Source organism: Pseudomonas sivasensis, assembly GCF_021391435.1.
GTDB classification, from domain to species: Bacteria; Pseudomonadota; Gammaproteobacteria; order Pseudomonadales; family Pseudomonadaceae; genus Aquipseudomonas; species Aquipseudomonas sivasensis.
In genome coordinates this window covers 4,238,759-4,251,071 of the sequence record NZ_CP090029.1, presented here as the reverse complement: position 1 = coordinate 4,251,071, position 12,313 = coordinate 4,238,759, and the positions used below count along the sequence as shown (strand labels likewise).

Annotated in this window: 11 protein-coding genes and 4 tRNA genes; 13 read left to right on the top strand and 2 right to left on the bottom strand. The window is 59.0% G+C overall.

Going from position 1 to position 12,313, the window contains the following annotated elements; genetic code table 11:
• The first annotated feature begins 230 nt into the window (after positions 1-230).
• The 7 genes from LRO94_RS19110 (at position 231) to LRO94_RS19080 (ending at position 4,877) form a co-directional block, all read left to right on the top strand.
• Positions 231-788 (top strand): CvpA family protein, encoded by a 558-nt coding sequence (locus tag LRO94_RS19110; RefSeq protein ID WP_003192538.1) that lies wholly within the window; start codon positions 231-233, stop codon positions 786-788.
• A gap of 41 nt (positions 789-829) precedes the next feature.
• On the top strand, positions 830-2,335 hold the full coding sequence (purF, locus tag LRO94_RS19105; protein ID WP_032888260.1) for an amidophosphoribosyltransferase: 1,506 nt from the start codon (positions 830-832) through the stop codon (positions 2,333-2,335).
• A gap of 65 nt (positions 2,336-2,400) precedes the next feature.
• Positions 2,401-3,612 carry an O-succinylhomoserine sulfhydrylase gene (locus tag LRO94_RS19100; RefSeq protein ID WP_032888258.1) on the top strand — a complete coding sequence of 404 codons (1,212 nt, stop codon included), beginning with the start codon at positions 2,401-2,403 and terminating at the stop codon, positions 3,610-3,612.
• 11 nt (positions 3,613-3,623) lie between these two features.
• Positions 3,624-4,388: an SDR family oxidoreductase gene (locus LRO94_RS19095; RefSeq protein ID WP_032888256.1), complete on the top strand. Its 765-nt coding sequence runs from the start codon at positions 3,624-3,626 to the stop codon at positions 4,386-4,388.
• Between the two features lie 99 nt (positions 4,389-4,487).
• Positions 4,488-4,563 (top strand) — tRNA-Val (locus tag LRO94_RS19090).
• A gap of 55 nt (positions 4,564-4,618) precedes the next feature.
• A tRNA-Asp gene (locus LRO94_RS19085) sits at positions 4,619-4,695 on the top strand.
• A gap of 105 nt (positions 4,696-4,800) precedes the next feature.
• Positions 4,801-4,877, top strand: a tRNA-Asp gene (locus LRO94_RS19080).
• Between the two features lie 165 nt (positions 4,878-5,042).
• Here LRO94_RS19080 and LRO94_RS19075 read toward each other — a convergent pair.
• Entirely contained in the window at positions 5,043-6,326 is a 1,284-nt protein-coding gene (locus LRO94_RS19075) for an NAD(P)/FAD-dependent oxidoreductase (RefSeq protein ID WP_032888253.1), read from the bottom strand.
• A gap of 184 nt (positions 6,327-6,510) precedes the next feature.
• On the opposite strand from LRO94_RS19075, the gene LRO94_RS19070 reads away from it, so the two are divergent.
• From LRO94_RS19070 to LRO94_RS19060, 3 genes are all read left to right on the top strand, one after another.
• Positions 6,511-6,587 (top strand) — tRNA-Val (locus tag LRO94_RS19070).
• Between the two features lie 290 nt (positions 6,588-6,877).
• Positions 6,878-7,594 (top strand): DUF4339 domain-containing protein, encoded by a 717-nt coding sequence (locus LRO94_RS19065; protein ID WP_050442833.1) that lies wholly within the window; start codon positions 6,878-6,880, stop codon positions 7,592-7,594.
• A 139-nt stretch (positions 7,595-7,733) separates the two neighbouring features.
• Entirely contained in the window at positions 7,734-8,165 is a 432-nt protein-coding gene (locus LRO94_RS19060) for a hypothetical protein (protein WP_032887002.1), read from the top strand.
• 29 nt (positions 8,166-8,194) lie between these two features.
• Here the strand turns inward: LRO94_RS19060 and LRO94_RS19055 are convergent, their stop codons facing one another.
• Entirely contained in the window at positions 8,195-9,619 is a 1,425-nt protein-coding gene (locus LRO94_RS19055) for an MFS transporter (protein WP_155989964.1), read from the bottom strand.
• A gap of 357 nt (positions 9,620-9,976) precedes the next feature.
• Here LRO94_RS19055 and LRO94_RS19050 point away from each other — a divergent pair, with 357 nt between their 5' ends.
• The 3 genes from LRO94_RS19050 to pcp are packed head-to-tail and all read left to right on the top strand — an operon-like array spanning position 9,977 to position 12,263.
• Positions 9,977-10,693 (top strand): DUF969 domain-containing protein, encoded by a 717-nt coding sequence (locus LRO94_RS19050; RefSeq protein WP_032887001.1) that lies wholly within the window; start codon positions 9,977-9,979, stop codon positions 10,691-10,693.
• Positions 10,690-11,640 (top strand): DUF979 domain-containing protein, encoded by a 951-nt coding sequence (locus LRO94_RS19045; protein WP_032887000.1) that lies wholly within the window; start codon positions 10,690-10,692, stop codon positions 11,638-11,640. The genes LRO94_RS19050 and LRO94_RS19045 overlap by 4 nt, the downstream gene beginning before the upstream one ends.
• 8 nt (positions 11,641-11,648) lie before the next feature.
• Entirely contained in the window at positions 11,649-12,263 is a 615-nt protein-coding gene (pcp, locus tag LRO94_RS19040; protein WP_032886999.1) for a pyroglutamyl-peptidase I, read from the top strand.
• Positions 12,264-12,313: the final 50 nt, after the last annotated feature.

The window sequence follows — 12,313 nt, the reverse complement described above, 5'->3', positions numbered from 1 at the left end:
GATCAAATGTGGGAGGGGGCTTGCTCTCGATGGCGGTGTGACAGTCAACGGATGAATTGACTGATCCACCGCCATCGGGAGCAAGCCCTCTCCCACATTGGTTTTTCAATGGGTTGAAATGGTGCTGGCTCGCCACAAACTATTGATTTGCAAAGCAGCTGCAATCACAGCTTACCGATAGCCCGGCGCTCTGCTAAAATGCGCCGCCTTATCTGTCCGTAGGCTCAAACGTGCCATTTACCTGGGTTGATTGGGCGATTGTTGCAATCGTCGCCATCTCCGCTTTGATCAGTCTAAGCCGCGGCTTCGTAAAAGAAGCACTGTCGTTGCTGACCTGGATCATCGCAGGAGTCGTAGCCTGGATGTTCGGTGGTTCACTGTCGGTCTACCTGGCCGGATACATAGAGACACCCTCGGCTCGCGTCATCGCGGGCTGCGCCATCATGTTCATCGCCACGCTGCTGGTGGGAGCAATGGTCAACTATCTTATTGGCGAATTGATACGTGTCACCGGCCTCTCCGGGACCGATCGATTTCTCGGCATGGCCTTTGGTGCCGCGCGTGGCGCGTTGCTGGTGGTCGTGGCGGTCGGGCTGTTGAGCCTGGGGCCGGTACAGCAGGATTCGTGGTGGCAGGAGTCGGTACTCGTGCCAAAATTTCTATTAGTTGCAGATTGGTCCAAGAACCTCATCTTGGGGTGGAGCAGTCAGTGGCTGGCCAGCGGGATCAGCGTACCCGCTGATCTTCCGTTCAAGGAACACCTCTTACCGGCCAAAACGCCTCAGTAAGCTGTGTTCAGTCAAGATTCATTAAGTAGGGGTTGCGTCGCATGTGTGGCATCGTCGGTATCGTCGGTAAGTCGAACGTCAATCAGGCGCTGTATGACGCGCTAACCGTCCTCCAGCACCGCGGCCAGGATGCTGCCGGTATTGTGACCAGCCACGACGGCCGGTTATTCCTGCGCAAGGATAATGGGCTGGTACGTGACGTGTTTCATCAGCGTCACATGCAGCGCCTGGTCGGACACATGGGCATTGGCCATGTGCGTTACCCGACTGCTGGTAGCTCGACCTCGGCTGAGGCTCAACCGTTTTACGTCAACTCGCCTTATGGCATCACCCTGGCGCACAACGGTAACCTGACCAACGTTGAGCAACTGGCCAAAGAGATTTACGAGTCTGACCTGCGCCACGTCAACACCAGCTCCGATTCGGAAGTGCTGCTCAACGTGTTTGCCCACGAGCTGGCCCAGCGCGGCAAGCTGCAGCCCACCGAAGAAGACGTGTTCGCCGCCGTGATCGACGTGCATAACCGCTGCGTCGGCGGTTATGCCGTCGTGGCGATGATCACCGGATACGGCATCGTTGGTTTCCGTGACCCGCACGGTATTCGCCCAATCGTGTTCGGCCAGCGTCACACCGACGAAGGCGTCGAGTACATGATCGCGTCCGAAAGCGTGTCCCTCGACGTGCTGGGCTTCACCCTGATCCGCGACCTCGCGCCGGGCGAAGCGGTGTACATCACCGAAGACGGCAAGTTGCACACCCGTCAGTGCGCCGTAGCGCCGAAACTCACCCCGTGCATCTTCGAGCACGTCTACTTGGCGCGTCCGGATTCGATCATCGACGGCGTTTCGGTATACAAGGCACGCCTGCGCATGGGCGAGAAACTGGCCGACAAGATCCTGCGTGAGCGTCCTGAACACGACATCGACGTTGTGATCCCGATCCCGGATACCAGTCGTACTGCGGCGCTGGAGTTGGCGAACCATTTGGGCGTCAAGTTCCGCGAAGGCTTCGTGAAGAACCGCTACATCGGCCGTACCTTCATCATGCCGGGCCAGGCAGCGCGCAAGAAGTCGGTACGCCAGAAGCTCAACGCCATCGAGCTGGAATTTCGCGGCAAGAACGTGATGTTGGTGGATGACTCCATCGTGCGCGGCACCACCTGCAAGCAGATCATCCAGATGGCCCGCGAAGCCGGTGCTAAGAACGTGTATTTCTGTTCCGCAGCGCCTGCCGTGCGTTACCCGAACGTGTACGGTATCGACATGCCGAGCGCTCACGAATTGATCGCACACAACCGCACGACCCAGGACGTGGCCGACCTGATCGGCGCCGATTGGCTGATCTACCAGGATCTGCCGGACCTGATCGAGGCTGTCGGCGGTGGCAAGATCAAGATCGACCAGTTCGATTGCGCTGTGTTCGACGGCAAGTACGTGACCGGTGACGTCGACGAGGCTTATCTGAACAAGATCGAACAGGCGCGTAACGACTCGTCGAAGATCAAGACCCAGGCGGTGAGCGCGATCATCGATCTGTACAACAACTGAGTAAACACCGGCCCTGAGGGGCCGGTTTTGTATCTTAAATAAAGAATTGAGTAAGGAGTCGCAGCATGAGTCAGGAATGGGATGCCGGTCGGTTGGACAGCGACCTCGACGGCGTAGCTTTCGATACCCTGGCTGTGCGCGCTGGCCAGCACCGTACGCCAGAGGGCGAACACGGTGATCCGATGTTCTTCACCTCCAGCTACGTGTTCCGCACTGCCGCCGATGCGGCTGCGCGGTTTGCGGGCGAAGTGCCAGGCAATGTGTATTCCCGCTACACCAACCCGACCGTGCGCGCGTTCGAAGAGCGCATTGCGGCCCTGGAAGGCGCTGAGCAAGCGGTGGCCACGGCCACCGGCATGGCGGCCATCCTGTCGGTGGTGATGAGTCTGTGCAGCGCTGGTGACCACGTGTTGGTGTCGCGCAGTGTGTTTGGTTCGACCATCAGCCTGTTCGAGAAGTACTTCAAGCGCTTCGGTATCGAAGTGGACTATGTGCCCCTGGCAGATTTGTCCGGCTGGGACGCTGCAATCAAGGCCAACACCAAGTTGCTGTTCGTCGAGTCCCCGTCCAATCCGCTGGCCGAGTTGGTGGATATCGCCGCGCTGTCCGAAGTGGCTCACGCCAAGGGCGCGATGCTGATAGTCGACAACTGCTTCTGCACGCCGGCCTTGCAGCAGCCGCTCAAGCTGGGCGCGGACATCGTCGTGCACTCGGCTACCAAGTTCATCGACGGCCAGGGTCGTTGCATGGGTGGCGTGGTCGCCGGTCGCGGCGAGCAGATGAAGGAAGTGGTGGGTTTCTTGCGTACTGCCGGCCCAACCCTGAGCCCGTTCAACGCATGGATCTTCCTCAAAGGCCTGGAAACCCTCAGCCTGCGCATGAAAGCTCATTGCGCCAACGCTCAGGCTCTGGCCGAGTGGCTGGAGCAGCAGGACGGTATCGAGAAAGTGCACTACGCCGGCCTCAAGAGCCATCCGCAACACGAGTTGGCCCAGCGCCAGCAGCGTGGTTTCGGTGCCGTGGTGAGCTTTGAGGTGAAGGGTGGCAAAGAGGGCGCCTGGCGCTTTATCGACGCGACGCGTCTGATCTCCATCACGGCCAACCTGGGGGATAGCAAAACCACCATTACCCATCCGAGCACCACCTCCCACGGGCGCCTGGCGCCGCAGGAGCGTGAAGCGGCCGGCATTCGGGACAGCCTGATCCGCATCGCGGTAGGCCTGGAAGACGTGGCCGACTTGCAGGCAGACCTGGCCCGCGGGCTGGCTGCCTTGTGATCGAATGGTCCATGGAGGCTGCAGCGGCCAGTAATGGGCGCGTCGCACTGGTGACTGGCGCGGCGCGAGGTATTGGCCTCGGGATTGCCGCGTGGCTGATCAGCGAAGGTTGGCAAGTGGTATTGACCGACCTGGATCGCGAGCGCGGCTCCAAGGTGTCTAAGGTGCTGGGCGAGAACGCTTGGTTTATCACCATGGACGTGGCTGACGAGAAGCAGGTTGCCCAAGGGGTTGCTGAAGTGCTCGGGCAATTCGGCCGCCTGGACGCGTTGGTGTGTAATGCGGCGGTGGCCGACCCGCGCAATATCACCCTGGAAAGCCTGGACCTGGCTTACTGGAACCGCGTGCTGGCGGTGAACCTAAGCGGGCCGATGTTGCTGGCCAAGCACTGTGCGCCTTACCTGCGTGCTCACGGCGGGTCCATCGTCAACCTGGCGTCGACTCGGGCCCGTCAATCGGAACCCGATACCGAGGCTTACGCGGCGAGCAAGGGCGGCCTGCTGGCCTTGACTCATGCCTTGGCAATGAGTCTTGGGCCGGAAGTGCGGGTGAATGCGGTCAGCCCTGGCTGGATCGATGCCCGTGACCCCGCTGCGCGCCGTGCCGAGCCGTTGACTGACGCCGATCATGCCCAGCATCCGGCGGGCAGGGTGGGGGTAGTGGAGGATGTGGCGGCAATGGTGGCGTGGCTGCTGTCGCGCCAGGCCGGGTTTGTCACTGGCCAGGAGTTCGTGGTGGACGGTGGTATGAGCAAGAAGATGATCTACAGCGAGTAGTGGGTCTTGAAGCAATTTTGTCTTTTTCAGAAAAACTTCAAGCAGGCTATTGACTTAGGTCCGCTACCTGCGTAAATTTCGCGGCCTCAACGAAGCAAAGGGTGATTAGCTCAGCTGGGAGAGCATCTGCCTTACAAGCAGAGGGTCGGCGGTTCGATCCCGTCATCACCCACCACTTCTTGAGAGTTTTACCTTCGGGTAAAACGCAACGTTAAAAGTTGCACCGACGCGCAGCGGTAGTTCAGTCGGTTAGAATACCGGCCTGTCACGCCGGGGGTCGCGGGTTCGAGTCCCGTCCGCTGCGCCATATTTTCCAGGTCTGACTTGTCCGGCTTGAGATTGAACAGCCAAGGCTGATTGATCAGATGTTTAAAGACAGTTGAGGTGTTTTGCTCAACTGATCAAGCGATACGCAGCGGTAGTTCAGTCGGTTAGAATACCGGCCTGTCACGCCGGGGGTCGCGGGTTCGAGTCCCGTCCGCTGCGCCATATCTGCCTCAAGGCCCACTGAACGCCTTGAAGCACAAAGTAAGCCTTTGGCTACTTTGATCCGATAGCAAAGACCCTGGTCGAAAGACCGGGGTTTTTTGTGTCTGCGATTTGGTGGTGTGTTGCTAGAGCCGGCGAGCCGGCGAGCCGGCTCCTGCGGCATTGTTAGAATCCCAGTTTGTCGCGCAAGCCGTAGTACCACGCCCCCAGCGCCGCAAACGGCGTGCGCAACAGTTGCCCGCCCGGGAACGGGTAATGCGGCAGGTCGGCAAACGCATCAAAACGCTCTGCCTGGCCTCTCAATGCCTCCGCCAGTACCTTGCCCGCCAAGTGGGTGTACGTCACGCCATGGCCGCTGCAGCCCTGTGAGTAGTAGATGTTGTCGCCAAGGCGCCCCACCTGCGGCAAGCGCGACAGGGTCAGCAGGAAGTTGCCGGTCCAGGCGTAGTCGATCTTCACATCCTTGAGTTGCGGGAAGGCCTTAAGCATCTTTGGGCGGATGATCGCTTCGATATTCGCCGGGTCGCGCGCGCCATATACCACGCCGCCGCCGAAGATCAGGCGTTTGTCGCTGGTGAGGCGGTAGTAGTCGAGGAGGTAATTGCAGTCCTCTACGCAGTAATCCTGCGGCAGAAGGGTCTTGGCCAATTCATCCCCCAGCGGTGCAGTGGTGATCACTTGCGTACCGCAGGGCATCGACTTGGCTGCAAGCTCCGGTACCAGGTTGCCCAGATAGGCATTACCCGCGACGATGATGAACTTGGCCCTGACCTTGCCCTGGGCTGTGTGCACGACCGGATTGGCGCCACGCTCGATACGCACTGCCGCCGATTGCTCGTAGATCGTGCCGCCCAGGGATTCTACGGCCGCGGCTTCGCCGAGTGCCAGGTTGAGCGGATGGATGTGGCCCCCGCTCATGTCCAACAGGCCGCCTACGTAGTTGTCACAGGCCACCACCTCACGGATGCGACGCTCGTCCAGCAACTCCAGCTGAGTATGGCCGTAGCGCTCCCACAGGCGCTTCTGCGATTCCAAGTGGCCCATGTGCTTGCTGTTGAGTGCGGCGAACACGCCGCCGTCCTTCAAGTCGCACTGGATCTGGTACTTGGCTACCCGCTCGCGAATGATCCTGCCGCCCTCGAACGCCATCTGCCCCAGCAACTGAGCTTGCTGAGGACCTACGCTGCGCTCGATCACATCGATGTCGCGGCTGTAGCTGTTGACGATCTGCCCGCCATTGCGGCCCGACGCGCCAAAGCCTACCTTGGCAGCTTCAAGCACCGTCACGCGAAAGCCGTTCTCTAGGAGAAACAGCGCACTTGAGAGTCCGGTATAGCCGGCACCAATGACGCACACATCGGTTTCGACTTCACCCTGCAGCATCGGGCGCGGCGGAACGGCATTCGCGGAAGCGGCGTAATACGACTGTGGGTAGGGGGTGTTCGCCATCCTGGAACCTCTGTTTTATATTTTTTACGAGTGCGCCGATCCTACCTGAGTTGAAAATTGCCTGCCAGCCACCTAAAAAATGCAGGTAGGTTGGTCGCAAATAAAAAATTCGCATATTCATAGGCTTAGCTGCAAAAAAGATGTTGACACCCCTCCGGAATTCCGTAGAATGCCGCCTCACAGCAGGCACGTAGCTCAGTTGGTTAGAGCACCACCTTGACATGGTGGGGGTCGTTGGTTCGAGTCCAATCGCGCCTACCAAACAAAATCCGCTCTGCTGGGCGGTCTAGAAGGGCTCACCGAAAGGTGGGCCCTTTTTTGTTGTCTGCGATTTGAAAAGTATCATTTCGTTGCCTGCCTCTCACTAGATGGTCTTCTTCATTCCCTCATCCGTGCCAATCCAGCCAGTTCGGGCTTGGATTCCTTTTTTGCAATGCCAGCCCTTGCGCGTTCACTTTCTACAGCTGAAATCTCAAGATCTTTGACGGGGTGTCGATACTGTCGTAGTGCCATCTTTTTGGGTGGGTGATGTTAAAACAGGGAGAAGCAACATGTCGGGTGTAGAGTGGTATTACGCGCTGAGCGGTTCGCGACAGGGACCTTTTACGTTTGAGCAAATGCAAGGTTTCTTGAGTTCGAACACTATCAGCGCGCAAACAAAAGTATGGCCGGGCGAGGGCGATTGGGTCGCGTTGAAAGACACTGACTTGGCCCAAAGCATTCCACGCCCCTCGGGCCCACCACCTCTTGCAGCAACAGAAATAGACAACCGATTTGTATGGGCGTTGGCGGGCGTCCAGTTGGCGGGTGGGTTGATCGAATACTTTTCCGGTATGAGTATTTGGTGGGTTTTTGTGATCTTCAACGTAGCCCTGTGTGTTGTCGACGAAAAGCGTTTGAAAGCAGCCGGTCATGCCGCGCCACAAAGCTGGTGGGCGTTGATTGTTCCTGTTTATCTTTGGAAGCGAGCGGCGCTTTTGAAGCAGGAAAAGCACTATTTTTACGGTTGGGTGGCGGCGTTCGTTGTATCGGTCGTGCTGGGAATGTTCGGTGGCCAGTCCGCTATCGAAGAAGCGGCATGCCCAATTGTCACCGACATCATTCATAAGCAGTTTTACCAAACGTCATCGTGCGTTGCCGTGACGATTGACGACGAGATTAAAAGTGGTCTCTATCGTGCGAGCGCCTTGCTCGATAACGGAAATGAGATCGACATCACCATCGAGGAAAAGGGCAAGCAGATCCTTGTTCGGATTCCTCGCCAGTGATCGCATTGGCGTGACCAGTAAAAGCCCAACATTGTGTTGGGCTTTTTTTTGCTGCTGCGACTAAACGTGCAAGGCTTGTCTAAAGTAATTGCCTGGCAGGCCGATGCATTCTCAAATCTCTGAACGTCGGATATTTGGCATGCTTATCAACATTAGCACTACCGTTTCCGTAGCAAGCACTCCAAGTACTGTCACGTCGACGGATACCGCCACCACCGAAAGTACACGTACCGCCAGCAGTTCCTCCGCTGGCGCGAGCGCTGAGACTAAAGGTGCGGCCGGCGCGGGCGGCGGCCAGGCCTCATCGAGCTCGCAGGAGTCCGATCGGGTCAAAGAGTTGAAAAAACAGATCGAGCAGTTGCAGCAGCAGCTTCAAGAACAGCAGCAGGCCCTTCAGAAGGCTCAGTCCAGTAGCCAGAGTGCAGACGCCAAGGCTGCCGCTATAGCCGCGGCTCAAACGCAAATTGCAGGCACTGCTGCCGCATTGCAGACGGCAACTTCGGCGCTATTGCAGGCCGTCACGGATGAGGGGGGCAGCGCGTCCGGCTCGATGGTCAGCACCACCGCCTGATCGCAGAAAAGTGTGTTGAACCGCCGTTTTTATCCGCGGTTCAGCACACTTTCTCCTGCACCCTTGGGCAATCGATACACATCCACCAGCGCCCACACCCCCAGCAACGCCACCCCGATGAACGCCACGTGGAAATCCCCCGCCTGCGCCTGAACCTCATGGCCTTGCACGGTCATGGATGCGCGCAACAACAGCGCAGCCACTGTCACGCCCATGCCCATTGCCAGTTGGAATGACAGGCTGAACAACGCCGACGCTTCGCTCATGCGTGCTTTGGGCACATCTGCGAAGCCAATCGAGTTGTAACAAGTGAACTGCATTGAACGTGACAGCCCGCCCACAAACAACACGGCCGCAATCAGCGAAAACGGCGTCTGTGCCGTGAACAGCGCGCACGCCATTATGGACACCACGCCGATTACCCCATTGACCAGCAACACTCTGCGAAAGCCGTAGCGTTGCATGATGGCGGTGGTGAAGGGTTTCATCGCCAGGTTGCCGGCAAACACCGCAAGTACCAACAGCCCCGCGTCCACTGGCGACAGGCCAAATGCCACCTGAAACAGCAGGGGCAGCAGGAAAGGCAGGGCGCTGATGGCAAGGCGAAACAGTGAGCCGCCGTAGATGCTCACGCGGAAGGTGTTGATGGACAGTGTATCGAGCGGCAACAGGGGAGCGCTGTAGTGCCGACAATGGCGCACGGCCCATACCGTCAGCAGTAAACCTGCCGCAACCAGCGCTGCGCCCGGGATGAGCATTTCGCCTGCCTGGTTGCCCAGCCATTCCAGCCCGCCCAAGAGGGCCACGCAGGCGCCTGCCAGCAGTAAAAAACCCTTCGTATCGAACTTGCGCACATCCGCCTCGCGGCCTTCCGGTACCAGCCACAGTGCCGCGACCAAGGCCAGGGCGCCCAATGGAAGGTTCACGTAGAAGATCCATGGCCACGATGCATGAGTCACGATCAGTCCACCCGCCAGCGGCCCAAGAATCGGCGCCACCAAGCCGGGCCAGGTAATCACTGCGACCATCTTCACCAAGTCTTTTTTATCGGTATTGCGCAGCACCGCTAGACGCCCGACCGGCACCATCAGTGCGCCACCGATGCCTTGCAGGACGCGGGCAAATACGAACATTTCGAGGCTTTGGCTGAGCCCGCAGAGCAGCGAGGCGAGGGTGAAAACAATGATCGCGCCAGCAAATACCCGGCGTGCACCGTAGCGGTCGGCGATCCAGCTGGACAGCGGAATGAAGATCGCCACGGCAAGAATGTAGGCGGTGATGCCAATGTTCATGTCGACCGGCGTCACGCCGAATGCCGCGGCCATGGTTGGCAGCGCGGTGGCGATCACCGTGGCGTCGAGGTTCTCCATAAAAAAAGTCACGGCGACCACCAGGGCGATCAGGTGGGTTTGCGTGCTGAGGCCGGTGTCGGCTGTGGATGAGGTCACCGGTATTTCCCCTTGTTGGATGAGGGATGGCTGCTTGGCGTCGGTCTCAGCCGTTCCATATTTAAAGTTGTAATGAAGGCGCCATAAGCACGCGGCGCCACGATGCGCGAATCTGTCGCCGACTGTCTACAGGTTGTTAACGGTGTGGGCTCCAGTCGCCGACAAAATTTATTGGTTCGCAGCAACAATTTTTCTTGTTGGACACCTTCCGCTTTCAGGCAGCACAGTTGCTGCCACTGACGCTCGCCCTGACGGGTCAACAATAAAAAAACCGAGCCGACTGCACGCCACTTCCTGCTGTGAACCCTTTGTTCACATCCTGCTGTAATGGCGCCGCAGCGCGCACTTAAGGACCTCTCCGCCATGCAAACTGTTGTGAACTTATGGCCGTTGATCGGCGTACTTGTGATCGTGGTTGGCTTTGTTTTACGTTTCAATCCGCTGTTGGTGGTCACCGCTGCGGCTATTGCCACCGGGCTTGCTGCCCACTTCCCGCTGGAAAAAATCCTCGCCACCATGGGTGATGGCTTCCTTCAGACCCGTGCCCTGCAATTGATCCTGTTGTTGCCTCTGGCCGTCATCGGCTTGCTGGAGCGCCATGGCTTGCGCTTGCATGCGCAAAACTGGATTGCACGGTTTGAGCGTGCCACTGTCGGGCGTCTGCTGATCATCTATCTGTTCGTGCGTGAATCCACCGCCGCCATGGGCTTGACCAGTCTGGGCGGGCACCCGCAGATGGTGCGCCCGCTGTTGGCACCGATGGCCGAAGGTGCGGCGGAAAAGCGCTACGGCAAGCTGCCGGACAAGTTGCGGCATAAAGTGCTGGCCATGTGCGCGGCGACGGACAACGTCGGGCTGTTTTTTGGCGAAGACATTTTCGTTGCGTTTGGCGCCATTGCATTGATGCACACGTTCCTGCTGGGCTCTGGGATTGATGTCGAGCCGCTGCACATCGCGGTGTGGGGTATCCCGACGGCGATCTGCGCCTTCATCATCCATGCGATCCGCTTGCATCGGTTTGATCGACGATTGACGCGTGAGATGACTCCCGTCGCCACGCCGGCAGGGGCCTCCCAATGATTATTTCCATTCAATACCTCTACTGGCTGGCTGGTGTGTTGTTGCTGATCACCGCAGGCATGATTCTGTTGGACCGAACCCATCCCAAGCGCTGGTCCAGCGCCTTGTTCTGGCTGCTGTTTGCCATACCGTTTCTGGTGGGCGAGCGCCTGCCATCGGTGGTGATCGGTGCGGGTGTGGTGGTGATGGCATTGATAGCAGGGTTCGGCGGCGTGGGCCGTGGCACTCATGTCGAGCTGCACGATAAGGCCTCGCGCGCCAGTGCTGGCCGCCTGGGCCACAAGCTGTTTATACCGGCGCTGGCCATTCCCCTGACCACGGTAATCGGCTCGGTATTGCTCAAGCACACCGAGATCGGCGGTATACCGTTGCTGGATCCGAAAAACACCACCTTCGTGTCTCTCGGTATCGGCTGTCTGATCGCTCTCGGCCTGGCCTGCTGGCTGACCCGCGATACGCCGGTGCAGGCCTTGCGCGAATCACGCCGCCTCACCGAAGCCCTGGGCTGGGCCATGGTGTTGCCGCAGATGCTGGCGATGCTCGGGCTGCTGTTCAATGAAGCGGGCGTCGGCACGGCTGTCGCCCACGTCACCACCACTTACATCAACCTGGATTTCAAGTTGGTCGCGGTGATGGTGTATGTGTTGGGCATGGCACTGTTTACGGTGATCATGGGCAATGGCTTCGCCGCTTTCCCGGTGATGACTGGCGGCGTCGGTGTGCCGGTGTTAGTGGGCATTTACGGCGGCAACCCGGCAGTGATGGCCGCCATCGGCATGTTCTCCGGTTACTGCGGGACCCTGATGACGCCAATGGCCGCCAACTTCAACATCGTGCCGGCGGCGTTGCTGGAATTGCCGGACAAGAACGCAGTGATCAAGGCCCAGTTGCCGACGGCGCTGATGATGCTGGTGGTCAATATTGTGCTGCTCTACCTGTTGATGTGAGGTCTTGTATGCGTACCGTACTGCTGACGGGCTTTGAGCCCTTTGATCAAGATTCGGTTAATCCGTCCTGGGAGGCCGCACGCCAATTGGACGGCGTGCAGCTCGCCGAGGATGTGCAGATTGTTGCGCGTCGGCTGCCCTGTGCCTTCACCACCGCCCCTGAGTGTCTGGTGCAACTGATCAATGAACTGCGTCCAGTCATGGTTATCGCCACTGGTCTGGCGCCGGGGCGCGGCGAGATTTCCATCGAGCGGGTGGCGATCAATATCAACGACGCGCGTATCCCCGACAACCTGGGGTATCAGCCCATCGATACGGCAGTTGTCGTGGATGGCCCGGCGGCCTATTTTTCGACGCTACCGATCAAGGCCATGGTCAAGGCGGTGCGTGGGGCGGGGATAGCCGCGGCGGTGTCCCAGACGGCGGGCACGTTTGTCTGCAATCAGGTGTTCTACCGTTTGCAGCACGTGCTTGCGGGCACGGATGTGCGCAGTGGTTTTATTCACGTTCCCAACCAGCCATTGATGGCGCTGTCGAGCTTGGTCGATGGGTTGCGCGTCGCAGTAGCTACGGCGTGGAACACGCCGGTAGACGTGGTGGAAGTGGGCGGTCAGGTCAGTTGACGCCGCCCCAGGGATGACACTTCGGCTTGCCGGTGGCGGCAAGAGGCGAT

What these genes read in the sequence shown, in the direction of transcription:
- purF (WP_032888260.1), top strand. Translation starts at nt 830, where the DNA reads ATGTGTGGCATCGTCGGTATCGTCGGTAAGTCGAACGTCAATCAGGCG.
- LRO94_RS19100 (WP_032888258.1), top strand. Translation starts at nt 2,401, where the DNA reads ATGAGTCAGGAATGGGATGCCGGTCGGTTGGACAGCGACCTCGACGGC.
- LRO94_RS19095 (WP_032888256.1), top strand. Translation starts at nt 3,624, where the DNA reads ATGGAGGCTGCAGCGGCCAGTAATGGGCGCGTCGCACTGGTGACTGGC.
- LRO94_RS19075 (WP_032888253.1), bottom strand. Translation starts at nt 6,326, where the DNA reads ATGGCGAACACCCCCTACCCACAGTCGTATTACGCCGCTTCCGCGAAT.
- LRO94_RS19065 (WP_050442833.1), top strand. Translation starts at nt 6,878, where the DNA reads ATGTCGGGTGTAGAGTGGTATTACGCGCTGAGCGGTTCGCGACAGGGA.
- LRO94_RS19060 (WP_032887002.1), top strand. Translation starts at nt 7,734, where the DNA reads ATGCTTATCAACATTAGCACTACCGTTTCCGTAGCAAGCACTCCAAGT.
- LRO94_RS19050 (WP_032887001.1), top strand. Translation starts at nt 9,977, where the DNA reads ATGCAAACTGTTGTGAACTTATGGCCGTTGATCGGCGTACTTGTGATC.
- LRO94_RS19045 (WP_032887000.1), top strand. Translation starts at nt 10,690, where the DNA reads ATGATTATTTCCATTCAATACCTCTACTGGCTGGCTGGTGTGTTGTTG.
- pcp (WP_032886999.1), top strand. Translation starts at nt 11,649, where the DNA reads ATGCGTACCGTACTGCTGACGGGCTTTGAGCCCTTTGATCAAGATTCG.